This window comes from Bradyrhizobium sp. SZCCHNS30572, from assembly GCF_032484415.1.
Taxonomy (GTDB): domain Bacteria; phylum Pseudomonadota; class Alphaproteobacteria; order Rhizobiales; family Xanthobacteraceae; genus Bradyrhizobium.
In genome coordinates this window covers 390,724-413,352 of the sequence record NZ_JAUESY010000010.1, presented here as the reverse complement: position 1 = coordinate 413,352, position 22,629 = coordinate 390,724, and the positions used below count along the sequence as shown (strand labels likewise).

Here is a 22,629-nt window from a genome sequence, read left to right as displayed (position 1 = left end):
AACTCCAGCAGAAGCGCTTGACGAGCTGCTGTCACGAATGAAAACACTTGGTGTTGCGACCACCGCTTGAGCCCGCCGGATCGTCCGGCTGAGCCTGTGGTTCCTGCCCCGTGCACTTCTTCACGCACGGGGGCCGCGGGTATCAGCGGATACCCGGCCTTCCCTGCGCCCTCTGTTCAAAGAGGGACACCGTACGATCATCACCCGGGCGCGCAACGTGCCGCGGGATCGCGATGACATGCTGTTTGACATTCACATCAGAACGCCACGCGCATGACCCCCGCGCGAGAGCGTCACTTGCCGTCGTCGAGATGGACCAGCACCGCCGCATTGGCGATGATGATGGCATCGCTGCCGGCCTCGGCCGCAATCTCCAGCCCGCCTTTGACCGCGGTCACGGTCACCGTGCCATAGGGCAGCTCCTTGGCCACTGCAGCGGTGTCGACAGCCTCCGGGTTCGGCACGCCGATGGTGACGTCCACGAACATGTCCTGCGGCGTCTTGCCGACCATGCGGAAGAAGCCGAGGCTGGAATGGCGGATCGCGTCCGACACCGCGCGCTTGGCCGCCTTGGTGGCGTCGCGGCCATGGACGTCGACGCCCATGCCCATCTCGGTGATACAGCGGACGCGCGCCATGTCGTGTTTCCCTCGGTTGCTTGCCTCGTATGCCATGCGACCTTAGCCAACGGCGCGGCCGACGCAACCCGGGTGGACATCAAGCGCCCCCGCCGCAGAAAATGGTCATCTGATGCCGACATATATCGTGCAAGATGATGCGCTGGACGAACCCGAGAACAAGGTCTTCGAATGATGTTCCTCCCCGTCTTTCCCGTGATGGCGATCCATCGGCCGGATCCGGCAGGCATGGCTGACCACGAGGAACATTGAAGGAGAACGCCAATGGGTTTTTCACACACGCTGGGCGGTACGCGCTATCGGTTCGACGACCTCAGAACCTTGCTTGCGAAGGCAACGCCGTTGCGCTCGGGCGACGTGCTGGCGGGCCTCGCCGCGGAGGATGCCGCCGAACGCGTGGCGGCACGGATGGCGCTCGCCGAGCTGCCGCTGCGCCATTTCCTCAACGAGGCCGTCATCCCCTACGAGAGCGACGAGGTCACGCGGCTGATCGTCGACCAGCATGACGGCAAGGCGTTCGCTCCCGTCGCAAGCCTCACGGTCGGCGCCTTCCGCGAATGGCTGCTGTCGGATGCGGCCGACGCAGATGCACTCAGCGGCGTATCGCCAGGGCTGACGCCGGAGATGGTTGCTGCGGTCTGCAAGATCATGCGGCTGCAGGACCTGGTGACGGTCGCGGCGAAATGTCAGGTGGTCACCCGCTTCCGCTGCACCATCGGCCTGCCGGGACGGATGTCGACGCGGCTGCAGCCCAACCATCCGCTGGACGATCCCAAGGGCGTGGCAGCCTCGATCCTCGACGGGCTGATGTACGGCGTCGGCGATGCCACCATCGGCATCAACCCAGCGAGCGACGACCTCGACACCATGGTACGGCTGCTCGACTTGATCGAGACCTTGCGGCTCGCCTCCGATGCGCCGATCCAGTCCTGCGTGCTCGCGCATGTCACGACGGCGCTGAAGGCGATCGAGCGCCGCGCGCCGGTCGATCTCGTGTTCCAGTCCCTGGCCGGCAGCGAGGAGGCCAATCGCGGCTTCGGCATCACGCTGTCGCTGCTCGACGAGGCGCTCGCCGCGGCCGAAGGCCTGCAGCGCTGCCCCGTCGGGGGCAACGTGATGTATTTCGAGACCGGACAGGGCAGCGAGCTCTCCTCCGGCGGCCATTGCGGCGTCGACCAGCAGACCTTGGAAGCACGCTGCTACGCGGTCGCGCGGCGCTATCGGCCGCTGCTCGTGAACACCGTGGTCGGATTCATCGGTCCGGAATATCTCTACGACGGAAAGCAGATCATACGCGCGGGCCTGGAGGATCATTTCTGCGGCAAGCTGCTGGGGCTGCCGATGGGCTGCGACGTCTGCTACACCAACCACGCAGAAGCCGACCAGGACGACATGGATGCGCTGCTGACCCTGCTTGGCGTCGCCGGCTGCACCTACATCATGGGTGTGCCGGGCGCCGACGACATCATGCTGAACTATCAAAGCACCTCGTTCCATGACGCGCTCTATGTGCGCAAGGTGCTCGGCAAGCGCGCGGCGCCGGAGTTCGAGGCCTGGCTCGCGGCCACCGGCCTCAGCGATGCCAAAGGCGAGCTGCGCTTCGAGCCGGCGCGGCTGATGCCGGCGCTGCCGCTGCTGGAGGCCAAGTGATGGGCGGCTCCGACGAGAGCAACTCGCCGGCAACGTCGTCATCGGACGATTGGCGCTGGCTGTCACGCTATACCGAAGCGCGGATCGCGTTGGGACGCTGCGGTCCTGGCCTGCCGACATCGGCACATCTCGCCTTCCAGGCTGCCCACGCCGAAGCGCGCGATGCCGTGCTGAAGCCGTTCGACGCCGAGCGCTTTGCCGCCGAGGCGACCGCGCATGGCTGGCCGGCCCTTGCCGTGCACAGCCGCGCCGCCGATCGCGCCACCTATCTGCAGCGTCCCGATGCAGGGCGCCTGCTGTCGTCGGCGTCGGAAGCGCTGTTGTCCGAGCCGCGCGCGCCGGCAGACATCACGCTGGTGGTGGCTGATGGCCTGAGCAGCCGCGCGGTCCAGGTCAACGCCCTGCCCGTGCTCGACATGTTGATGCCGCGCCTGGCTGCAACCGGCAGACGGCTGTCGCCGGTGATCGTTGCTTCGCAGGGCCGCGTCGGGCTCGCCGATCATGTTGGCGAGCTGTTCGGCGCGTCGGCCTCGATCATCTTGATCGGCGAGCGCCCGGGCCTGAGCGCGGCCGATTCCCTCGGCCTCTATCTCACCTGGATGCCGCGCCGGGGCCGCGTCGATGCCGAACGCAACTGCATTTCCAACGTCCGCCAGGGCGGCCTCGCACCGGCGGATGCGGCGAGCCAGGCGGCCGAACTGATCCAGCGCATGTTCCTCCACCAGGCCGCCGGCGTCAGCCTCGCCCGGCTGCCGCAACTCCCCGCACCGGACGGTGATGGCGCGTCATGATGCCGGGGCGGTGCGAGACGTCATACCGCGCAATAGCGGTCCTGGATGTCCTTGTCGGCCAGCAGCGCCGCGGCGCTGCTCTCATGCACGACCTCGCCCTGGTCGATGATGACGGCGCGATCGGCGAGCCGCAGCGCCCATTCGACGTTCTGCTCGACCAGGAGCAGCGTCTTGCCCTGGTCGCGCAGCCGCCGGAACAGCACGCCCATCTCTTCGACGAGCACCGGCATGATGCCTTCCGACGGCTCGTCGAGCAGAACCATGCGCGGCCGCGCGATCAAGGCCCGCGCGATCGCCAGCATCTGCTGCTCGCCACCCGACAGCGTGACGCCCTCCTGATCCAGCCGCTCGTTCAATCGTGGAAAGGTCTCCGCAACCTCGGCGAACGCCGCGCGCTCCTCGATATCGGCGCTGGCGGCGACCAGCCCGAGCCGCAGGTTCTCGCGCACCGACAGGCCCGGCACGATGCGGCGCTCCTCCGGAACATAAGCGAGCCCGAGATGAAAGCGCTTGTGGGCCGCAAGCGGCAGCAGATCATGGCCGGCAAAGCGCACGCGCCCCGCGGCCCGCGGCATCAGCCCCATGACGGTGCGCAACGTCGTGGTCTTGCCGGCGCCGTTGCGGCCGACGAGCGCGACCACCTCGCCCTCGCTCACGCGCAGCGAGATGCCGTGCAGGACGTGGCTGGCGCCATACCAGGCCTGGAGGCCGTCGAGCTCGAGCAACGCGGTCTCAGCCATAGCCTTCACTCTGTCCCAGATAGACCCGGCGCACGTCGGGGTTGGATCGGATGTCCTCAGCACGACCATCGGCGAGCAGCCGGCCGTGATGCAGCACCAGCACCCGCTGGCTCAGGCCGAGCACCATCTTCATCTTGTGCTCGACCAGCAGCACCGTGCGCTTCTCCGCCAGCCGCTCCAGCAGCGCCACCATCTCCTTGGTCTCCTCCGGCCCCATGCCCGCGGTCGGCTCATCGAGCAGCAGAAGCTCCGGTTCGGAGACCAGCGCAATGGCGATATCCAGCGCGCGCTGCTGGCCATGGGCGAGATACTTCGCGAGCTCGCCGCGCCTGCCGATCAGGCCGACAGCCATCAGGGCCGCATCGGCGCGTTCGCCGAGTTCGGCAAGATCGGCGCGCTTGCGCCAGATGTCGTAGCTTACCCGCATCGCCTGGGCGGCGACCCGGACATTCTCGTGCACCGACAGATCGGGAAAGATGTTGGTGATCTGGTACGAGCGCGAGATGCCCTGATGCACGAAGCGATGCTGTGGCAGGCCGTTCAGCTCGCGGCCCTTGAACCGCAAGGTGCCGCTGCTCGGCGACAGCGTGCCGGAGAGAATGTTGAAGAAGGTGCTCTTGCCTGCCCCGTTCGGGCCGATGATCGAGGTCAGCTCACCGACCGCGAACGCGACCGAGATCCCTTCCAGCGCGACGAAGCCGCCGAAACGACGGCCGATCCCGTCGGCGCGCAGCAGCTCGGTGCTCATCGGCGTTGCCTCGCGATCGGCAGCACATCGAGGAACGTGCCCCAGATGCCCTTGGGCAGGAACAGCACGAACACCACGAAGATGGCGCCGACCACGATCTGCCAGTGCGGCGTCCACAATGACACGACGTCCTCCAGGATCAGGAAGACCGCGGCCCCGACGAACGGCCCGAAGAAGCTGCGTGCGCCACCGAGCAGCACCATCATCACGATCATGCCGGAGGTCTGGTAGTGCAGGATGTCGAGCGGAACGATGGACAAATGCAGAGCCGACATGCAGCCGCCGACGGCGGAGATGGCGCCCGACAGCATGAACACGATCAGCTTGCAGCGCTCGACGTCGTAGCCGCAGGCCCGCGCGCGCTGCTCGTTCTCGCGGATCGCCTCGATGACCGCGCCGAATGGCGAGTTGAGGATGCGCGACTGCACCCAGATCGCGATCGCCGCGAGCACCATCAGCACGTAATATTTGTTCACGGGATCGAGGAAGTTGATCTGCGCGCCGAACAGACCGATGTGGTCGACCGTGAAGCCACGCAGCCCGTTCTCGCCGCCGGTGAAGGAGGAGGCCTGCAGCGCCACGTAGTAGACGAGTTGCGCCAGCGCGAGCGTGACCATGGAGAAATAGATGCCGCGGGTGCGCGTCGAGATCGTTCCGATCAATGCGGCGAGCGCCATGCTCGCCGCGATCGCCAGCGGCACTGCGGCAAACCACGGCAGGCCCCAGCGGCCGATGGCGATGCCGGTCAGATACGCGCCGGTGCCGAAGAAGGCGGCGTGGCCGAACGACAGCAGCCCGGTGTAGCCGAACAGCAGATTGTAGCCCATCACCACGACGCCATAGATCAGGACGTTCACGGCGAGCGCCTTCGACGGCAGCAGCCAGGGCAGCAGCGCCAGTGCGACCAGCGAAACCAGCACGCGGTGATCCGCGAGAAGCGTAAAGAGGCGCTGCGCCTGAGGAAGCGGCGGTGCTTCGCCGGTCGAATGCACCGTCATCACGTTCTCCCCTTGAGGCCGAACAGACCCTGTGGCCGGATCAGCAGGACCGCGGCCATGAGCGCGAACATCACGATCGTCGCCATCTCGGGCGCAAACAACGCGACCATGCTGATGCAGATGCCGACCATCAGCCCCGCGACCACGGCGCCGACGATCGAGCCGAGGCCGCCGATCACGGTGACGACGAAGGCCTCGGCCAGCACCAGCGTTCCCATCTCGGGATTGACGCTGCGCATGGGTCCCGCCAGCACCCCGCCGAGCGCGGCAAGGCCGACGCCGAGGCCGAAGATCGCGAGCCACACCTTGCCGATGTCGACCCCGAGCACCCGCATGATCAGGGGATCACGGGCGCCGGCCCGCACGATCAGGCCGACCCGGGTCTTCTCCAGCATCAGCCAGAGCACCAGCAGCACAACGGCGACCAGCGCGATCACGAACAGACGATATTTGGGGAAGAAGCCGACGCCGAGATCGACGACGCCGATCAATTGGGACGGTGTCGGAAACGGAATGCCGTCGCTGCCGAACACGATGCGCACCCCCTCGACCAGGATGTAGCTGAGACCGAAGGTGAGCAGCAATGGATCATCGATCGACCGGCCATACAGGCGCCGGACCAGGACGAATTCGATCAGCATGCCGAACGCGCCGACCAGAATTGGGGCGAGCAGCAAGCCCCACCAGAAGCTGCCGGTCAGCGATGCCAGATACAGACCGGCATAGGCCCCGATCATGAACAGCGCCCCATGGGCGAAATTGACCACGCCGAGCATGCCGAACACGATGGTGAGGCCGAGCGCAGTGATCACCAGCACCGCCCCAAGGGCGATGCCGGAAAACAGCTGCATGATGATCAGCGAGAGGTCCATGCGATCAGGATCAGGTGGCGTGGCCGAGTTCGCCGCAGCTGCGCAGCATCTCGTCCGCCCCGGGATCGCTGGCCACGATCGCGAACAGGTCGTTCTCGCTCGCCATCGCCGACTTCTTCTTGGATTCCAGCACAAGCACCGACTGCACCGACTGGTGGTCGCATTTGCGGTAATGCTGCGGGCCCTTGGTCAGATCGTATTGCAGCCCCTCCAGCACCGCGATGACCTTATCGGTGTCGGTGCCACCGGCGGCCTGCATCGCCTGCAGCAGCGAGCCGACGCCGGAGTAGCCATAGGCGCCGTAGTCGGTCGGGATCGCGCCGCCATTGGCGGCCCGGAACGCCTTGTTGAACTCGGCCGCGGTCTTGTTCTGTGTCTCAAGACCCCAATAATAGTTGGCGCCGCCGACGACGCCCTCGAACACGTCGGGCCCGACGGCGAGGCGCTGATTGTGTAGGATCACCGGCACCACGATCTTCATCTGCTGCTTGATGCCGAAATCCACCGCCTGCTTGATCGCGTTGGCCTGGTCGCGGCCGAAATTGCTGATGCACAGCACGTCCGGCCGCAGCGACATCAGCCGCGGCATGAAGGTCGAATAGTCGGCTGCACCGAACGGATGCAGGATCTCGCCGACGCTCTCGGCACCGATCGCCGTCTGCGCCCGCTTGAAGCCGCGCAGCATCTCATGGCCATAGGCATAGTCGGCCACGAGATGGGCGACCTTCATGCCCTTCTTGATGGTCTGGCGGGCCACGGCCGCCGTGGTCATGTGCGGGTTCAGCGCCTCGTGGAAGGTGTATTTGCTGAAATCCTTGACCTCGTTGATGGTGTCGGACTGGCTGATCGACACGTAGATCACGCCGCGAGCGCGCGTCACCTCGTTGACGGCAAGCTGGACGGCGCTGGAGAGCGCGCCGACGATAGCGTGCACCTTGTCCTTCTCGATCAGCTCGAGCGTCCGCGTCGCCGCCTCGCCGGCGTTGAGCTTGTCGTCGCGCACAAGCAGCTCGACCTTGCGGCCGGCGACGCCGCCCTTGTCGTTGACCAGCTTTACGGCGAGTTCGGCGCACTTGACCTGGTCACGCGCCTCGGCGGCGAACGGACCGGTCAGCGGCGTCGGAAAGCCGATCCGGATGGTGTCATCGGCGGCGCGTCCCAGGCGCGGCATCGCGAGCGTGGCGACACCTGCCGACATCCCCATCAGCGCCGTACGGCGGGATATTCCTGTGCGTCGCAGCCTTGTCTCGTAGTTTGGCATGATCTCCTCCCTCATTCGTTTTTCTTAGAACCGGTTGAGCGCCTTGAGCACGCGCGCAGGCGTGATGGGAATGGTGTTGATGGAAGCGCCGAAGGGCATCAGCGCATCATTGACCGCATTCAACACACAGGCCGACGCGGCCGCGGTGCCGGCCTCGCCGCAGCCCTTTGCACCGAGAATGGTATCCGCCGTCGGCGTCTCGACGTGATCGATGGTAATGTCTGGCATCTCCATCGCCATCGGCACCAGATAGTCGGCCATCGACCCGTTGAGCAACTGGCCGGTCTCACCGTAACGGCACTCCTCGAACAGCGCGGCGCCAAGACCCTGCACGACACCGCCGCGCAACTGCTCGTCGACCAGCATCGGGTTGATGATCCGGCCGCAATCCTCGACGACATAGTGCTTCAGCAGCTTGATGAAGCCAGTCTCGACGTCGACTTCGAGGTAGCAGCCCTGGATGCCATTGGTGAAGGCAAAGGGGTAGCCCTGGGGCGCGAAATGATGGCTGACCGTCAGTTGCGCCTGAGTGCCCGGTGGCAAGGTGTCGGACCGGAAATAGGCGATGCGCGCGATCTCGGCGACTGGGATACGCGGCTGCCCCGTCGCGACAGTGATGATCTGGCCGTCGACCACGTCGAGCGCGGCGGGCTGCTCCTGCAGCACCAGCGCGGCAATCTCCAGAATGTTCGCCTTGAGCTTTCGCGCGGCCTGCAGTGCCGTCTCGCCACCGATGCCCGCACCGCGGCAGGCCCAGGTCGCACCACCATGCGGCGTGACCTCGGTATCGCCGGTGATGATCTTGACGTGCTCCTGGGCGAGGCCGAGCTGGTCGGCGACGATCTGGCTGATGATCGCCTCGGTGCCCTGTCCCTGCTCGGTCACGGAGATCGCACAGCGCACCTCGCCCGACGGAGTCAGGCTGACGGTCGCGCCATCCTGCGAGGAGATGCGCGCGCCGCCGACGCCGTAGAACGCCGGGCTCGGATTGGTGATCTCGACGAAGGTCGCAATGCCGATGCCGCGATGGATGCCGCGCCGATGCAGTTCGGTCTGCTCGGCGCGCAGCGCGTCATAGTCCATGATCCCGCGCAGCCGCCGCAGGCAGACCTCGTGCGACAGCGCCTCGAACCTGTAGCCGCTCGGCGAGGCCGTCGGATAGGCATTGTCGGCGATCACATTCCTGGCGCGCATGCAAAACGGGTCGATCCCGACGCGGCTTGCGGCGAGATCCACCATGCGCTCGGTGACCGCGCAGGCGATGGGATGTCCGACCGCGCGATACTGGCTGGTCTGCACCTTGTTCTGGAACACGACCTCGAGCGCGGCACGATAGGACTTGAAGTCATACGGCGCACCGATCAGGCGGATGACCTGATTGCCTTCGACGACGCTGGTGCGCGGATAGGTCGAGAACGCGCCGATCGCCGTGGCATCGTGGACGTCCATGGCAAGGATCTTGCCCTCGGCGTCGACGGCCATGCGCGCGCGGACGTGGTGGTCGCGGGCATGAATATCCGACACGAAGGACTCGATGCGATCGGCGACGTATTTGACCGGGCGCCCGAGCAGGATCGACAGCCCGACAACCGCCATGTCCTCGTGGTAGACATGCAGCTTCATGCCGAACGACCCGCCGATATCGGGCGCGATCACGCGCACGCTGGCTTCCGGGATGCCGTAGTGGCGAGCGTACAGATCCTGGAACTGGTAGGGCGTCTGCGTGGCGTGGTGCACCGTCAGCGCGCCGCTCTCGGGATCATAGTCCGCGACGATGGCCCGCGGCTCGAGCGTGACCGGGGTATGACGGCCGAAGCTGAATTCTTCCTCGATCACATGCGCGGCCGACGCGAAGGCCTGATCGACGCCGCCGCTGTCGAGCTGCGTGCGGAAACAGATGTTGGACGCCGCAACCGGATTGACCAGCGGCATCCCCGGCCGACGCGCGGCGTCGAGATCGACCACCGCCGGCAGCTCCTCGTAGTCGACCGAGATCAGCTCCAGCGCATCCTCCGCAATCGCCCTGCTCTCGGCGACCACGGCAATCACGGCCTGCCCGGCCCAGACGACGCGATCCAATGGCAGCGGCAGCTGCGGCTCGGACGTCATGCCCTTGAAATGATCGAGCGTCCCGGTCCACGGCGTGCAGATCTTCGCCAGATCGGCGCCGGTCGCAACCAGATGTACGCCCGCAAGCGCCCGCGCCGCATCGACCTCGATGCCGGTGATCCGTGCATGAGCATACGGGGTGCGCAGGAAGGCGGCATACAGCATGCGCGGCAGGCGAATGTCGGTCACATAGCGCCCGCGTCCGGCGAGCAGTCGCTTCGCATTCGGTCGCGGCACGGAGCGGCCGATATAGGAATTCGGACGGTCCAGCGAGGTCAGCGGCGGGCTCATCGCGACGAGCCCTCCGCGCCCTGCGATGCCGTTGCTGCCCGTGCCGCGGCGACCGCGGCGATGGCGTCGACGATCGCTTCATATCCGGTGCAGCGGCAGAAATTGCCCGAGAGCGCGTCGCGGATGGTCTCACGACTCGGCCGTGCCACGTGGGTCAGCAGCTCATGAGCGGTGATCAGCATGCCCGGCGTGCAGAACCCGCATTGCAGCGCATTGCGCCGATGAAACTCGGCTTGCAGGTCGGCGATCACGCCGCTCTCCGAGAGCCCCTCGATCGTATCGATCCGCGCGCCATCGGCCTGCACGGCGAACATCAGGCAGCCATGCACGGCAGCGCCGTCGAGCTGAACCAGGCAGGCGCCGCAGGCGCCCATTTCGCAACCGGCATGCGTGCCGGTCAGCTCGAGCTGCTGGCGAAGACAATCCACCAGCGTGTCGCGAGGCGCGACGTCACACGCCACCTTGCGGCCGTTGACGATGAGGCGAATGCGGACCTGCTCCTCGGTCTCGATGTCGACCGGCGGGCTCATGCGGCTTCTCCGATCCGTCCCAGCAGCCGGCCGAGCAGAACGCGCGCCAGATGCAGACGCATCGCCGCCGGAACATCGTCGCTGTCAGCGGGCGCGAGATCGGCGTCGAGCGCAGCCTGCGCCGCCGCAATCCGTGCAGCATCGATCCGGTTGCCGGTGAGCGCTGTCTCCGCATGCCTCGCACGGGTCGGGACGTCGCCGACCGAAAAGAATGAAATGCCTATGCGCTCGATCAGATCGCCCTGGCAGGTCGCGAGCAGGCCGCAACCGACCAGTGCATAGTCGCCGCGCCGGCGGGCCAGCTCATCGAACGCAATGCGCTGGCCGGCTTGGAAGAGAGGAACATGAACCGCGACGAGGATCTCGCCGGGCGCGATCGCCGTCTCGAAAAGATCGATGAAGAAGTCATCGGCTTTGACGCGGCGCCGGCCGGACGCGCCGGCAATCTCAATCTCGGCGTCGAGCGCCAGCACCATCGCCGGAAACTCGGAGGCTGGGTCGGCCAGCGCGACACTGCCGCCAAAGGTCCCGCGATTGCGGATGGCAGGATGCGCAACGAACGGCGCTGCGGCGCGCAACAGCGGCGCAAACTCAGCGATCAGCGGATCGGTCAGCATCTCGCAGTGCCGGGTCAAGGCGCCGATCCGCAACCATTCGCCGTCCCGCGTGATGCCGCGCAGCGCTGCAATGTGGTTGATATCGATCAGAATTCGCGGGGCCTGAAGACGCAACGCCAGCGCCGGAACCAGGCTCTGACCACCAGCAATGAAACGCACATCGTCGCCGGCGCCCGCATGAGCTTCGAGCGCCTCGCCGATCGTGTGTGCACGAAAATAGCTGAAAGCCCTCGCTTTCATCCGTTTCCTCACCGCCAGGGCTCGCCAGCCCGGATTCCCAAATTTGTAACCATCTGGTCTCAAAAGAGTTGCACGCAGCGGCACCGCGGTCAACCAGAAACGAACGATTGGTCACAAATCAGCTTTCGGCTATCAAGCAGACTGTCGCCGCAATCGATAGAGACCATGGCTAGCACCCCGAAGACAGCGAGCGCTGAGACAACAGGCCGAGTTGATGGACGCCCGCGCAGGTCCGAGAACCGTCCTCAGGCGAGGCGCCGCAACATGCGCGCCGCCGACCGCGAGCGCGTGATCGTAGATGAAGCGATCCGCTTTTTCGCCGAGCGCGGCTTCGAAGGCCAGACGCGGGAGCTCGCCAAGCGCATGGGCATCGCGCATTCGGTGATCTACCGGCACTTCCCCAGCAAGGAAGCCCTGATCGAGCGCGTCTATCAGGAGGTCTATCTTAGCCGCTGGTCGCAGGACTGGGGCCCGCTGATCCGCGATCGCAGCCATCCACTCAAGACGCGACTGACCGGCTTCTATCTCGACTACGTGGCACGCGTGTTCGAATACAACTGGGTGCGGATCTTCGTGTTCTCCGGCATGAAGTCGTTCGGCATCACCGGCCGCTATCTCGACCTCGTCCGGCACGAGATCATCGAGCCTGCCGCGATCGAGCTGCGGCATGAACTGCAGCTGCCAGACGTCGCCACCTGCCCTCTCGGCAGCCGCGAGACCGAGATGTTCTGGGGACTGCACGGACGCATCTTCTATCTCGCGATCCGAAAGTTCATCTACGAGACACCGGTTCCATCAGATCTCGAACAAACCGTGCGTGATGCGATCGACCTCTTCATGGACGGCGCCAGGCTGGCGCTCCCTCGGTTCCTGCGCGACGATCAGGCCGGAACAGCACGATGATCCGGCCCGTCGTCGATGACCGTCACGCCGTCCGGCCGCGCCCGCCCTTGATCTTCGCGGCGACGAGATAGGATAGCGGCATGGCGACGACGAATCCGACCAGCGCCGCCAACGGCAGGTCTTTCATCGGACTCGCGACCAGCCCCTGCACCGTCAACAATGCCGTCACCGCGCTGCCTGCCAGCACCGTGCCCAGCATGACCCAGATGAGAATTGCGACCTTGAACATCTGTCTTTCTCCGTCAGTAGGAAAGCTTCCGATCCCTTGACGCGAGAATGCTCTGCCTGCGGCTTCCGAGCGGCATTGATTTGGAACAACCGGACTCGGCAATCGAGGGAGGAGCGACCTGCTCCTCCCTCGATCAGTCCGTATAAGCCAACGGCCTATCGCTGGCGCCTCGCAATCGGCGAACGACGATGGTCTATCGTGTCACCGGAACGAAGTGATCGCGCTTGCTGACCGACGTCCCGGTCGCCGGATCCGTGATCTTGATCTCGATGTCCACCGGCGCGGAGGGAAGGTCGGCCCCCTTGGCCTCGATCGACATGCGGATCTCGCGGGTCTGATCCTGGCCGACGTCGATCACCATCCGACCGTCCTGCTCGCGCGTTTCGCCGGCCACCGTCACCTTGGCGTTCGGAAGCCCCACGACGTCCAGCACGAAGTCGCGCGGCCCGCGCTTGTTGAGCAGACGAACCGTGTAGTCGTTGCGGACGCCGCCATCCGACAACTGCACGAACAGCGGGTTACGTTCATGCAGCACGTTGATGCCCATCGTGCCGCGCGTCACCAGCGAGTACAGCATGATCCCGCCGACGAGCGCGATGAAGGTCGCATAGATGATCGTGCGCGGTCGGATGATCCGGTAGATCTCGGGCTTGCCTTCCTTGCGGCGCTGGACGTTGATGTCGGTGTCGTAACCGATGAGGCCCGTCGGACGGCCGATCTGGGTCATCACGCTGTCGCAGGCATCGATGCACAGGCTGCACTGGATGCAGCCGAGCTGGATGCCGTGGCGGATGTCGACGCCGGTCGGGCAGACGTTGACGCATTGATGGCAGTCGATGCAATCCCCGGCGGGTGCGCCCTGCAGCCGTGCAGCTTCCGCCTTCTTGACCGACATGCGCGGCTCGCCGCGGTCGCCCTTGTAGGTGACGTTGAGCGCCCACTCGTCGGTCAGCGCCGCCTGGATGCGCGGCCACGGGCACATGTAGATGCAGACCTGCTCGCGGGCGTGGCCGGCGAACACATAGGTCGTCGCCGTCAGGATGCCGATCCAGAGATAGGCGGTGAACGGCGCCTGGAAGGTGGCGAGGTCCTTCACCAGGGTCGGCGCATCGTCGAAATACAGCACCCAGGCGCCACCGGTCCACCAGCCGATCATGATCCAGAGGAAATGCTTGAGCGCGGCCTGGCGGATGTGGGTGAAGGTCCAGCCGCGCTTGTCGCTGAGCATGCGCTCACGTCGGTCGCCCTCGGCCCAGCGCTCGACCGCGTAGAACAGGTCGGTCCACACCGTCTGCGGACAGAGATAGCCGCACCACAGCCGGCCGGCGACCGCGTTCATCAGGAACAGGGCGACCGCCGCAATGATGAGCAGGCCGGTGAAGTAGTAGACCTCCTGCGGCCACAGCTCGATGAAGAAGAAGTAGAACCGGCGATGCGGGAAGTCGACCAGCACCGCCTGGTTCGGCATGCCGGGTCCGCGATCCCAGCGGACGAAGGGCAGCAGGTAGTAGATGCCGAGCGTGATGCACAGGATCGTCCACTTGATGCGCCGGAAGCGACCATGCACGGCCGCCGGATAGACCTTGTCGCGCGCCTTGTAGAGCGGCCCGACGATATAGGTTTCGTCCGAGTCAGCCATGATATCCCCGCTTCATCTTGCCGTCCTTCCGACCGATTCAGGAGAACGCGTTGCCGCTTTTGAGCCCCAGCTTCTTGAAGACGATCGCCGCCGGGCAGAAGCCCGTGAACGAGGCCTGGATCATGTTCACGCCCGCAAAGGCCGCCAGCAAGAACCAGTAGGGACTGACGTACCAGCCCAGCGTCAGGCTGAGCAGGACGACGACGCCCGCGAAGGTGAGAACTGCTTTGTCGACGTTCATGACATAATCCTTCATGGTTGCATTTGAGCGTAATCAAGCAAGTGCCGGCCCGGCCGTACGGCTACTGCCGCAGGCCGGACAGTGTCCAGGCGACGATTCGTTGCGAGTCCATCGCACCCGAGATTCGCGCCAGCTCCCGCCCCTGCTGCAGCAGCAGCATGGTCGGAATTCCGGAGATGCCGAACCGCGCCGACACCTCCGGCGCCTCGTCCGAGTTCAGCTTCAGAAGCTGCACACGCGGCTCCAGCTCTTGCGCAGCGCGCGCGAACATCGGCGCCATCGCGCGGCACGGGCCGCACCATGGCGCCCAGACGTCGACGAGCAGCGGCAGACTGCTGTGCGCGACATGGCGTTCGAACGCGGCCTGGTCGACCTCGATCGGATGGCCGCTGAACAGCGGCGTATGACACTTGCCGCATTTCCCCTGCGTCGGCGCCCGGTCCGCGGGCAGACGGTTGATCTGCCCGCAATGGCCGCACACGATCTGCAAACCGTTGCTCATGTGCCGGTCCTGACTTCCTTGATCTTGGCGATGTTGAGCCGGTCGAGCAGGAACTTTTCGTAGAACGGCTCGGGCGTCCCGCGCCTCATCTTGCGCAGGAAGTACTTCTCGAAGGCGACCTTGGCGTAGTGCACCCACTCTCCCTTCGACGACCAGTTGACGTTGCGCGGCGGGATCTGCGGCTGGGCCAGAAAGGCGACGCCGGAATCACCGAAATCGGCAAGACAGATCGCGTTCCAGGTCGGCTCGGCTTTGGGCTCCTGGCCGCGCAGCAGCGCCCCGATGTTCAAGGCCGTCGCCGTCACCATCGATTCGATCATGAAGCCGGTCTTGGGCACGCCGACCGGCACCGGCGTCGGCCCGATCGGCGGAATCGCAACGCAGACGCCGATGGCAAACACGTTGGGGAAGGTCGGATTACGCTGATGCTTGTCCACGACGACGAAGCCGCGGGGATTGGTGAGCTTGTCGATGCCGCGGACGGCTCCCACGCCGCGAAAGGCGGGCAGCATCATCGAATAGGCAAACGGTAGCTCGTGCGTCTTGCGGACGGTGCCGTCGTCGGCGACCTCCTCCACGAACATGCGGCCATCCTCGACCTTGGTGACGCGCGCGCTGGTGATCCACTTGATGTGCTTTTCGCGCATCTCGCTTTCCAGCAGACCCTTGGTGTCGCCGACGCCGTCGAGGCCGAGATGGCCGATATAGGGCTCGGAGGTCACGAAGGTCATCGGCACCTGATCGCGCATCTTGCGCCGGCGCAGCTCGGTTTCCAGGATGAACAGGAATTCGTAAGCGGGGCCGAAGCATGAAGCGCCCTGTACCGCACCGACGATCACCGGCCCGGGTTTCTCGGCGAGCCTGTCAAAGGCCGCCTTGGCATGAGCGGCGTGGTCGACGTGGCACACGGATTGCGTATGCCCATCGGGTCCAAGCCCCGGGATTTCGTCGAAGGCGAGTTCGGGACCGGTGGCGACGACGAGATAATCGTATGCCACCATGCCGCCGTCCGTCAGCTCGACCTGGTTCTCGGCCGGATGCACGCGCTTGGCGCCCTGCGTCAGCAGCCGGATGCCCTTGCGCTGCATGACGTCGACCAGATCGATCTCGATCTCGTCGCGCTTGCGCCAGCCCACGGCCACCCAGGGGTTGGATGGCACGAAATGATAGGAGGAGCCCTGCGAGACGACGGTCACGCGATCCTCCTTCCTCAGTTGCGGCAACATTTCATAAGCCATCAGCGAGCCGCTCAGCCCCGCCCCGATCACCACGATTTCCGCCATTGGGATCCTCCATCCGCACTTGATTCATTCTTGCTTCATGTCACCGCGGCGCCGCCGCCGGCCTTGACTATATATTCGAATATCTGTATATACGCAACTATGAAAATTAACGCTGACATCATGGAGGCGGCGGCGGACCAGGCCAGCGACCTGCTGAAGGCGCTGTCGAACCGCCATCGCCTCCTGATCATCTGCCAGCTGGTCGACGACGAGCGGTCGGTCGGAGAACTCGCCGAGTTTCTCGGCCTGCGCGATTCGACCGTGTCGCAGCACCTGGCGCTCCTGCGCAAGGACGGCCTGGTCACCGCCAGGCGCGAGGGGCAGACGATCTACTATTCGATCACAAGCGATCCGGCCCGCGAGGTCCTCAAGACGCTCTATCAGGTGTACTGCGGGCCGAGACCGTCACCGAGACTATGAGGATGCCGGACCGGCATCTTGACCGATATCAAACGGGAACTCCCATCCAGGTGAGATGTCTGCAGCCGGCTGCGGACGGCTCGCCCGAACCCCACAAATCGAATCAAACCAGACAGGAATAGGCTGATGCGCAGATTATCGGTCCTGAGCTTGATCGCCGCGATGGCGTGGCAGGCAGCGCCGGCCCTTGCGGAGACGCTGACGGTGGCGCCGCGGCAGGTCGCCGACGAGAAGGCGGTGTTCGCGACGGTGGAGAGCATCAGCGTGGTCCCTGCCCGCGGCCGCATCGGCGGCACCATCGTGCAGCTTTCGGTGCGCGAAGGCGACCCGGTCAGGCGCGGCCAGCCCATCGCCTTGATCGGCGACGACAAACTGGCCCTGCAGATCAAATCGCTCGACGCCCAGATCGAGGCGCTGCAGGCGCAAGCGAACCAGGCGCAGATCGACTTCACCCGCACCGAGGGCCTCGTCGAGCGCGGCACCCTGCCCCGCATCAAGCTCGACGAGACGCGCACGGCGCTGAACGTCGCCGAGAACGGGCTGCGGGCCAAGACCGCCGAGCGTGCCGTGGTCAACCAGCAGATGACTGAGGGCCAGGTGCTGGCTCCCGATGACGGCCGCGTGTTGAAGAAGCTGGTTGCCGTCGGATCTGTGGTTCTGCCCGGCGATCCCGTGGTCACGGTGGCGCAGCAGAACTTCAAGCTGCGACTGCGGGTGCCCGAGCGCCACGCTCTCTTTCTCAAGGCCGGCGACAAGGTCCGGGTCGACGGTGCCGAGTTCGGCGACAGCGCCGACAAATGGGGGGTGATCGACTTGGTCTATCCGCAGATCGAGGAAGGCCGTGTCGTGGCCGACGCGATCGTCTCCGGTCTCGGCCAGTATTTCGTCGGCGACCGGCTCCGGGTCTGGATCTCCGGCGGCCAACGCGATGCCTACGTGATCCCGCAGCGCTACGTCACAACACGGTTCGGCATCGATTATGTCCAGTTGCAGCAAGGGACGCAGAAGGTGAGCGTTCCGGTGCAGCGCGGCCGCGCTCTGCCGAGCGCCGATCTCCCCGATGGACTCGAAATCCTGTCCGGCCTGCGCGCCGGCGACCAGTTGGTGCAGCCGTGAAACTCGGACTCTCAGGCAAGCTTACCCAGGCGACCATCGCCTCGCCGCTGACGCCGCTGTTTCTACTCGCGGCGCTCGTGGTCGGCCTCATCGCCGTCGTCGTGATCCCGCGCGAGGAAGAGCCGCAGATCAGCGTGCCGATGGTCGACATCCGCGTCAGCGCCGACGGCCTGCGTGCGCCCGACGGCGTCGAGCTCGTGACCAAGCCGCTGGAGACCATCGTCAAGGCGATCGATGGCGTCGAACACGTCTACAGCCAGACCGAGGACGACCGTGTCATGGTCACCGCGCGGTTCCTGGTGGGGACCAAGTTCGAGGACGCGATCCTGCGCGTCCACGAGAAGCTACGCGCCAACCTCGACCGCATCCCCGTCGGCATTCCCGAGCCGCTGATCGTCGGCCGCGGCATCAACGACGTCGCCGTCACCGTGCTGACGCTGTCGCCGAAGCCGGAAGCCGCCGGGCGCTGGTCCGACAAGGACCTCTACGAGCTCGCCGACAAGCTGCGTGCGGAGCTGACCAAGGTCGACAATATCGGCCTGACCTATATCTCCGGCGGCGGCGCCCAGCAGATCCGGGTCGAGCCCGATCCGGAAAAGCTGTCGCTGTTCGGCGTGACTCTGCAGCAGCTCGTCGCCAAGGTGAAGGACGCGAACCGCTCTTTCCTGGCCGGAGACGTTCGCGACGGCGGTATCGTGCGCAACGTCGCCGCGGGCCAGACGCTCACGGGCATCCCGGACATCGGCCTGCTGCTGATCTCGACGCGCGACGGCCGTCCCGTCTATGTGCGCGACGTCGCCACCGTCGTCATCGGCCCCAACCTCGCAGAGCATCGCGTCTGGGATGACGCCCGCACCGACAAGGGCGACTGGCACCGGGTGCCGGCGGTGAGCCTCGCGCTCGCCAAGCGCGCCGGCGCCAATGCCGTGGTGGTGTCTCACGACATCGCGCAGCGCCTCGAAGGGCTGAAGGCCAGTCTCATTCCGAGCGACGTCGCAGTCACGGTGACGCGCGACTACGGCGAGACCGCCAACGAGAAGGCCAACGAGCTGCTGTTCCATCTCGGCCTCGCTACGATCTCGATCGTCGTGCTGATTGCGGTCGCCATTGGCTGGCGCGAAGCCCTCGTCACCTTCGTGGTGATTCCGACCACGATCCTGCTGACGATGTTCGCCGCCAATCTGATGGGCTACACGATCAACCGGGTCAGCCTGTTTGCCCTGATCTTCTCGATCGGCATCCTGGTCGACGACGCCATCGTCGTGGTCGAGAATATCGCGCGCCATTGGGGCATGCATGACGGCCGGCCGCGCCTGCAGGCCACCATCGAGGCGGTCGCCGAAGTCGGCAACCCCACCGTTGTCGCGACTTTGACCGTGGTCGCCGCCCTGCTGCCGATGCTGTTCGTGTCGGGACTGATGGGCCCCTACATGGCGCCGATCCCGGCCAACGCCTCGGCGGCGATGCTGTTCTCGTTTTTCGTCGCCATGGTGGTGGCGCCGTGGCTGATGCTGCGGCTGGCGCCGAGGTCGACCAGCGCCTCGGCGGACTCTCACGACGCGCATGGAGAAGGCCGTCTCGGACGCATCTACCGCAGCGTCGCGCGCCCGATCGTCGCCAGCAAGCGCTCCGCCTGGATCTTCCTGCTCGGCGTCGGCATCGCCACCTTGCTGTCGATGACGCTGTTCGCCACCAAGTCCGTCACCGTCAAGCTGCTGCCGTTCGACAACAAGTCGGAGATCGCGGTGATGGTCGATCTGCCCGAAGGCGCGAGCCTGGAGGATACCGAGCGCACGCTGTTCGCGGCCGCCGACATTGCGCATGGGCTGCCGGAGATCACGACCGTGCAGAGCTATGCCGGCACGGCGGCCCCGTTCAACTTCAACGGTCTCGTGAGGCACTACTATCTGCGGGAGCGGCCCGAGCTCGGCGAGCTCCAGGTCAATCTCGCCGCGCGCGGCGACCGCAAGCGCGCGAGCCACGACATCGCGCTCGAGCTGCGCCAGCGGCTGAAGAGCATCCCTGTGCCGGCCGGCACCAGCATCAAGGTGGTCGAAGTGCCGCCCGGGCCTCCGGTGCTCGCCACCCTGCTGGCGGAGATCTACGGTCCGGACGCGGCGACCCGGCGCGCCGTCACCACCGAACTCAAGAAGGTCTTCGCCGACGTTCCCTTCATCGTCGACATCGACGATTCCATCGGTCAGCGCCGGCCGCGGCTGCGACTGTCGATCGACCAGGACAGTCTCGAGTTCTTCGGTGTCGAGCAGCGCGACGTCTACGACACGATCCAGACGCTGTTCGGCGGCGTCTCGGTCGGCTACTCGCATCGCGGCGAAGACCGCAATCCGATCGAGATCGCCGTGCGTCTGCCGAAGCACGACAAGAGCTGGAGTCAGGCCCTGGCCTCGACGCCGGTGCCCGCCAACACGGTGCCCGGCAGCAAGACCGTCGTCGAACTCGGCCAGGTCGTGAAGGCCACCATGGAAGAGGGGTCGCCGACGATCTTCCGCCGCGACGGCCGCTTTGCCGACATGGTGATGGCAGAACTCGCCGGCCGCTTCGAGGCCCCGCTCTACGGCATGCTCGCGGTCGCCGACCGGATCGACGCCCATGACTGGGGCAAGCTGCCGAAGCCCGTGATCGGCTTCCACGGCCAGCCCAAGGACGAGTCCCGTCCGACGCTGCTGTGGGATGGCGAATGGGAGATCACCTACGTGACCTTCCGCGACATGGGCGCCGCATTCGGCGCCGCCATCCTCGGCATCTACGTTCTGGTCGTGGCACAGTTCAAGAGCTTCCGGCTGCCGCTGGTAATCCTGACTCCGATCCCGCTGACCCTGATCGGCATCCTGCTCGGCCACTGGTTGCTGGGCGCGCCGTTCACGGCGACGTCGATGATCGGCTTCATTGCGCTGGCCGGCATCATCGTCCGCAACTCGATCCTGCTGGTCGACTTCATCCGGCACAGTGGCGGCGAGGGCAAGACCCTGCGCGACGTCGTGTTGGAGGCCGGCGCCGTGCGCTTCAAGCCGATCCTGCTGACGGCGCTCGCGGCGATGATCGGTGCTGCGACGATCCTGCTCGACCCGATCTTCCAGGGGCTGGCGATCTCGCTGCTGTTCGGCCTGGCCTCCTCCACCCTGCTCACCGTACTCGTGATCCCCGCGATCTACATCGCACTGCGCGAGCCTGGCAAACCCACCACGAAGATGTCGTAGGAGCTATCATGACCAAACTGTACAGCGAGATCTGCAAGGACATCTCGGGTAACCTGAAGACGCTGCGCAAGGACATTCCGGACGTCATGCAGGGCTTCTCTGCACTGGCGAGGGCCGCCGCCGCTGATGGCGCGCTCGACAAGAAGACCAAGGAGCTGATCGCGCTGGCGATCGGGGTTGCCGTTCGGTGCGACGGCTGCATCGGCTTTCACGCGGAGGCGCTCGTCCGTCTCGGTGCAAGCCGGCAGGAGGTCGAGGAGACGCTCGGCATGGCGATCTACATGGGCGGCGGACCGTCGTTGATGTATGCCGCCGATGCGATTGCGGCGTTCGAGCAATTCCAGCAACAGGCAGCCGCCGCCTGAGCGCGGGTTCAGCCGCAGATATCGAGAATGGCCAGCATGTAGATGCGGATCATGTCGAGATAGTCGGGAATGTCGACGCGCTCGTCCGGCATCGTGTTGTAGCGGCCGCCCGGTCCGCAGACGATGCCCTCCATGCCGCCATAGGTATAAAGATGGCCGGCATCGGTGCCATAGAAGCAGCTCGGCGTCACCGGGCCTGTCGGCTGGGCGGCGCCGCGCACGACACGATAGGCATTGTTAACGGCACGGACGATCGGGCTGTCCGGTGCGACCTCGAACGGCGGCATGGTCGGCACGCCGGCGCGGTCCTCCGACATCAGATGGGCCTTCAGGCCGGGAAAACGCCCCTCCAGCGCATCGAGCTCGCGCCGCATGTCCGCGAGCGCGCCCTGCTCGGTCTGCCCAGGAGCGTAACGACCGGAGCCCTTGATGCGGACGAAATCCGCGACCTGCGGCGTCCGCCATTCGTGCAACTCACGACCGAGCGCGCCGTGCACGACGCCGACATGGACGCGATTGATGGCCTCATGTGCCGGCGAACGCGCGCCGGAGAACCGCATCGCATTGAGGCGCGGAATGAGATCGCAGGCGGCGGTGATGGCGTCCACCGCCTCCTCGCGCTTCGACAGATGCCGCGTGTTGCCGACGAGCTCGATGATGAACATGAATGCCGCGGCATGCATCGTCATCGCCTTGAGGTCGGTCGGCTCGGAATTGATGAAATAGTCCGCGCGCAGCCCCTGCTCCAACAACGAATAGGTGCCGACTCCGCCTTGCAGCTCGCCGACCACATAGGTCAGAACGACATCACCCCTCAGCCTGACGCCGGCCTCGATCAGCGTCTTGACCGCGCAGAAATAAGCGGCGTCGCCGGCCTTCATGTTTGACACGCCGATTCCGTAGACGAAGTCGTCGTCCACCTTCCCCGCCCAGGGATCGAGGGTCCAGCCCTCGGTCACTGGATTTGTATCGACATGGCCGTTGAAGAGCAGGCTCTTGCCGCCGCCGGTGCCGTGCCAGCGGCCGACCGCGTTGACACGGCCCTCGGCCCCGAACGGGGCGACGGCGGCATCCAGGCCGATCGCGCTCATCTGTTCAGCCATGAAGGTCGCGAGCTGCTTCTCGCCCTCGGTCTTCGAATAGCTCTTGTGCTGAACCATGCGCGACAGCAGCGCGAGCGAAGCTGGAATGTCGATGCGGGCGAGCAGGTCGTTGCGATCCATGGGGG

Annotated in this window: 22 protein-coding genes; 7 read left to right on the top strand and 15 right to left on the bottom strand. The window is 65.6% G+C overall.

Features of this window, described 5'->3' with window-relative positions:
• Window positions 1-293 precede the first annotated feature (293 nt).
• Window positions 294-638, bottom strand: coding sequence for a Lin0512 family protein (locus QX048_RS29030; protein ID WP_315712523.1), 345 nt, complete (start codon window positions 636-638; stop codon window positions 294-296).
• A gap of 264 nt (window positions 639-902) precedes the next feature.
• Between QX048_RS29030 and QX048_RS29025 the strand changes: the two genes are divergently transcribed.
• Both QX048_RS29025 and eutC read left to right on the top strand, forming a co-directional pair.
• Window positions 903-2,288: an ethanolamine ammonia-lyase subunit EutB gene (locus QX048_RS29025; protein ID WP_315827464.1), complete on the top strand. Its 1,386-nt coding sequence runs from the start codon at window positions 903-905 to the stop codon at window positions 2,286-2,288.
• Window positions 2,288-3,079 (top strand): ethanolamine ammonia-lyase subunit EutC, encoded by a 792-nt coding sequence (gene eutC / locus QX048_RS29020; protein WP_315827463.1) that lies wholly within the window; start codon window positions 2,288-2,290, stop codon window positions 3,077-3,079. The genes QX048_RS29025 and eutC overlap by 1 nt, the downstream gene beginning before the upstream one ends.
• A 20-nt stretch (window positions 3,080-3,099) precedes the next feature.
• Here eutC and QX048_RS29015 read toward each other — a convergent pair whose 3' ends face one another.
• The 8 genes from QX048_RS29015 to QX048_RS28980 are packed head-to-tail and all read right to left on the bottom strand — an operon-like array spanning window position 3,100 to window position 11,485.
• Window positions 3,100-3,819 carry an ABC transporter ATP-binding protein gene (locus tag QX048_RS29015; protein ID WP_315712527.1) on the bottom strand — a complete coding sequence of 240 codons (720 nt, stop codon included), beginning with the start codon at window positions 3,817-3,819 and terminating at the stop codon, window positions 3,100-3,102.
• On the bottom strand, window positions 3,812-4,567 hold the full coding sequence (locus QX048_RS29010; RefSeq protein WP_315827462.1) for an ABC transporter ATP-binding protein: 756 nt from the start codon (window positions 4,565-4,567) through the stop codon (window positions 3,812-3,814). Before QX048_RS29010 ends, QX048_RS29015 begins: the two co-directional genes overlap by 8 nt.
• A complete protein-coding gene (locus tag QX048_RS29005) occupies window positions 4,564-5,565 on the bottom strand; it encodes a branched-chain amino acid ABC transporter permease (RefSeq protein WP_315827461.1) in 1,002 nt (333 codons plus the stop codon). The genes QX048_RS29010 and QX048_RS29005 overlap by 4 nt, the downstream gene beginning before the upstream one ends.
• Entirely contained in the window at window positions 5,565-6,437 is an 873-nt protein-coding gene (locus QX048_RS29000) for a branched-chain amino acid ABC transporter permease (protein WP_315827460.1), read from the bottom strand. The genes QX048_RS29005 and QX048_RS29000 overlap by 1 nt, the downstream gene beginning before the upstream one ends.
• A gap of 10 nt (window positions 6,438-6,447) precedes the next feature.
• Complete coding sequence (locus QX048_RS28995) at window positions 6,448-7,698, bottom strand: ABC transporter substrate-binding protein (RefSeq protein WP_315827459.1); 1,251 nt, start codon at window positions 7,696-7,698, stop codon at window positions 6,448-6,450.
• 24 nt (window positions 7,699-7,722) lie between these two features.
• Entirely contained in the window at window positions 7,723-10,098 is a 2,376-nt protein-coding gene (locus QX048_RS28990; protein ID WP_315827458.1) for a xanthine dehydrogenase family protein molybdopterin-binding subunit, read from the bottom strand.
• Window positions 10,095-10,628, bottom strand: a complete 534-nt coding sequence (locus tag QX048_RS28985; protein ID WP_315827457.1) for a (2Fe-2S)-binding protein — start codon at window positions 10,626-10,628, stop codon at window positions 10,095-10,097. The genes QX048_RS28990 and QX048_RS28985 overlap by 4 nt, the downstream gene beginning before the upstream one ends.
• Window positions 10,625-11,485 carry a xanthine dehydrogenase family protein subunit M gene (locus QX048_RS28980; protein WP_315827473.1) on the bottom strand — a complete coding sequence of 287 codons (861 nt, stop codon included), beginning with the start codon at window positions 11,483-11,485 and terminating at the stop codon, window positions 10,625-10,627. The genes QX048_RS28985 and QX048_RS28980 overlap by 4 nt, the downstream gene beginning before the upstream one ends.
• Window positions 11,486-11,749: 264 nt before the next feature.
• On the opposite strand from QX048_RS28980, the gene QX048_RS28975 reads away from it, so the two are divergent.
• A complete protein-coding gene (locus QX048_RS28975; RefSeq protein WP_315827456.1) occupies window positions 11,750-12,388 on the top strand; it encodes a helix-turn-helix domain-containing protein in 639 nt (212 codons plus the stop codon).
• A 22-nt stretch (window positions 12,389-12,410) separates the two neighbouring features.
• Here the strand turns inward: QX048_RS28975 and QX048_RS28970 are convergent, their stop codons facing one another.
• From QX048_RS28970 to QX048_RS28950, 5 genes are all read right to left on the bottom strand, one after another.
• The gene (locus QX048_RS28970) at window positions 12,411-12,617 is read right to left on the bottom strand and encodes a hypothetical protein (protein ID WP_315712536.1); all 207 of its coding nucleotides are present in this window, start codon (window positions 12,615-12,617) and stop codon (window positions 12,411-12,413) included.
• A 193-nt stretch (window positions 12,618-12,810) separates the two neighbouring features.
• Window positions 12,811-14,256 carry a cytochrome c oxidase accessory protein CcoG gene (ccoG, locus tag QX048_RS28965; RefSeq protein ID WP_315827455.1) on the bottom strand — a complete coding sequence of 482 codons (1,446 nt, stop codon included), beginning with the start codon at window positions 14,254-14,256 and terminating at the stop codon, window positions 12,811-12,813.
• A gap of 37 nt (window positions 14,257-14,293) precedes the next feature.
• Window positions 14,294-14,497 carry a DUF2892 domain-containing protein gene (locus QX048_RS28960; protein WP_315827454.1) on the bottom strand — a complete coding sequence of 68 codons (204 nt, stop codon included), beginning with the start codon at window positions 14,495-14,497 and terminating at the stop codon, window positions 14,294-14,296.
• Between the two features lie 61 nt (window positions 14,498-14,558).
• Window positions 14,559-14,999 carry a thioredoxin TrxC gene (gene trxC, locus QX048_RS28955; RefSeq protein WP_315749863.1) on the bottom strand — a complete coding sequence of 147 codons (441 nt, stop codon included), beginning with the start codon at window positions 14,997-14,999 and terminating at the stop codon, window positions 14,559-14,561.
• Window positions 14,996-16,282 carry an FAD/NAD(P)-binding oxidoreductase gene (locus QX048_RS28950; RefSeq protein ID WP_315712541.1) on the bottom strand — a complete coding sequence of 429 codons (1,287 nt, stop codon included), beginning with the start codon at window positions 16,280-16,282 and terminating at the stop codon, window positions 14,996-14,998. Before QX048_RS28950 ends, trxC begins: the two co-directional genes overlap by 4 nt.
• 99 nt (window positions 16,283-16,381) lie before the next feature.
• Here QX048_RS28950 and QX048_RS28945 point away from each other — a divergent pair, with 99 nt between their 5' ends.
• The 4 genes from QX048_RS28945 (at window position 16,382) to QX048_RS28930 (ending at window position 21,401) form a co-directional block, all read left to right on the top strand.
• Entirely contained in the window at window positions 16,382-16,702 is a 321-nt protein-coding gene (locus QX048_RS28945; RefSeq protein WP_316200816.1) for a metalloregulator ArsR/SmtB family transcription factor, read from the top strand.
• Window positions 16,703-16,828: 126 nt separating this feature from the next.
• Entirely contained in the window at window positions 16,829-17,818 is a 990-nt protein-coding gene (locus QX048_RS28940) for an efflux RND transporter periplasmic adaptor subunit (RefSeq protein ID WP_315712542.1), read from the top strand.
• A complete protein-coding gene (locus tag QX048_RS28935; RefSeq protein ID WP_315712544.1) occupies window positions 17,815-21,036 on the top strand; it encodes an efflux RND transporter permease subunit in 3,222 nt (1,073 codons plus the stop codon). The genes QX048_RS28940 and QX048_RS28935 overlap by 4 nt, the downstream gene beginning before the upstream one ends.
• Window positions 21,037-21,044: 8 nt before the next feature.
• A complete protein-coding gene (locus tag QX048_RS28930; RefSeq protein ID WP_315712545.1) occupies window positions 21,045-21,401 on the top strand; it encodes a carboxymuconolactone decarboxylase family protein in 357 nt (118 codons plus the stop codon).
• 8 nt (window positions 21,402-21,409) lie between these two features.
• Here the strand turns inward: QX048_RS28930 and QX048_RS28925 are convergent, their stop codons facing one another.
• A complete protein-coding gene (locus QX048_RS28925; protein ID WP_315827452.1) occupies window positions 21,410-22,624 on the bottom strand; it encodes a M20 family metallopeptidase in 1,215 nt (404 codons plus the stop codon).
• Between the last annotated feature and the right edge of the window lie 5 nt (window positions 22,625-22,629).

What these genes read in the sequence shown, in the direction of transcription:
- QX048_RS28960 (WP_315827454.1), bottom strand. Translation starts at nt 14,497, where the DNA reads ATGAACGTCGACAAAGCAGTTCTCACCTTCGCGGGCGTCGTCGTCCTG.
- trxC (WP_315749863.1), bottom strand. Translation starts at nt 14,999, where the DNA reads ATGAGCAACGGTTTGCAGATCGTGTGCGGCCATTGCGGGCAGATCAAC.
- QX048_RS28995 (WP_315827459.1), bottom strand. Translation starts at nt 7,698, where the DNA reads ATGCCAAACTACGAGACAAGGCTGCGACGCACAGGAATATCCCGCCGT.
- QX048_RS28940 (WP_315712542.1), top strand. Translation starts at nt 16,829, where the DNA reads ATGCGCAGATTATCGGTCCTGAGCTTGATCGCCGCGATGGCGTGGCAG.
- QX048_RS28990 (WP_315827458.1), bottom strand. Translation starts at nt 10,098, where the DNA reads ATGAGCCCGCCGCTGACCTCGCTGGACCGTCCGAATTCCTATATCGGC.
- QX048_RS28925 (WP_315827452.1), bottom strand. Translation starts at nt 22,624, where the DNA reads ATGGATCGCAACGACCTGCTCGCCCGCATCGACATTCCAGCTTCGCTC.
- QX048_RS28975 (WP_315827456.1), top strand. Translation starts at nt 11,750, where the DNA reads ATGCGCGCCGCCGACCGCGAGCGCGTGATCGTAGATGAAGCGATCCGC.
- QX048_RS29000 (WP_315827460.1), bottom strand. Translation starts at nt 6,437, where the DNA reads ATGGACCTCTCGCTGATCATCATGCAGCTGTTTTCCGGCATCGCCCTT.
- QX048_RS29010 (WP_315827462.1), bottom strand. Translation starts at nt 4,567, where the DNA reads ATGAGCACCGAGCTGCTGCGCGCCGACGGGATCGGCCGTCGTTTCGGC.
- QX048_RS28980 (WP_315827473.1), bottom strand. Translation starts at nt 11,485, where the DNA reads ATGAAAGCGAGGGCTTTCAGCTATTTTCGTGCACACACGATCGGCGAG.
- QX048_RS28970 (WP_315712536.1), bottom strand. Translation starts at nt 12,617, where the DNA reads ATGTTCAAGGTCGCAATTCTCATCTGGGTCATGCTGGGCACGGTGCTG.
- QX048_RS29015 (WP_315712527.1), bottom strand. Translation starts at nt 3,819, where the DNA reads ATGGCTGAGACCGCGTTGCTCGAGCTCGACGGCCTCCAGGCCTGGTAT.
- ccoG (WP_315827455.1), bottom strand. Translation starts at nt 14,256, where the DNA reads ATGGCTGACTCGGACGAAACCTATATCGTCGGGCCGCTCTACAAGGCG.
- QX048_RS29030 (WP_315712523.1), bottom strand. Translation starts at nt 638, where the DNA reads ATGGCGCGCGTCCGCTGTATCACCGAGATGGGCATGGGCGTCGACGTC.
- QX048_RS28985 (WP_315827457.1), bottom strand. Translation starts at nt 10,628, where the DNA reads ATGAGCCCGCCGGTCGACATCGAGACCGAGGAGCAGGTCCGCATTCGC.
- QX048_RS29005 (WP_315827461.1), bottom strand. Translation starts at nt 5,565, where the DNA reads ATGACGGTGCATTCGACCGGCGAAGCACCGCCGCTTCCTCAGGCGCAG.
- QX048_RS28950 (WP_315712541.1), bottom strand. Translation starts at nt 16,282, where the DNA reads ATGGCGGAAATCGTGGTGATCGGGGCGGGGCTGAGCGGCTCGCTGATG.
- QX048_RS28930 (WP_315712545.1), top strand. Translation starts at nt 21,045, where the DNA reads ATGACCAAACTGTACAGCGAGATCTGCAAGGACATCTCGGGTAACCTG.
- QX048_RS29025 (WP_315827464.1), top strand. Translation starts at nt 903, where the DNA reads ATGGGTTTTTCACACACGCTGGGCGGTACGCGCTATCGGTTCGACGAC.
- eutC (WP_315827463.1), top strand. Translation starts at nt 2,288, where the DNA reads ATGGGCGGCTCCGACGAGAGCAACTCGCCGGCAACGTCGTCATCGGAC.
- QX048_RS28945 (WP_316200816.1), top strand. Translation starts at nt 16,382, where the DNA reads ATGAAAATTAACGCTGACATCATGGAGGCGGCGGCGGACCAGGCCAGC.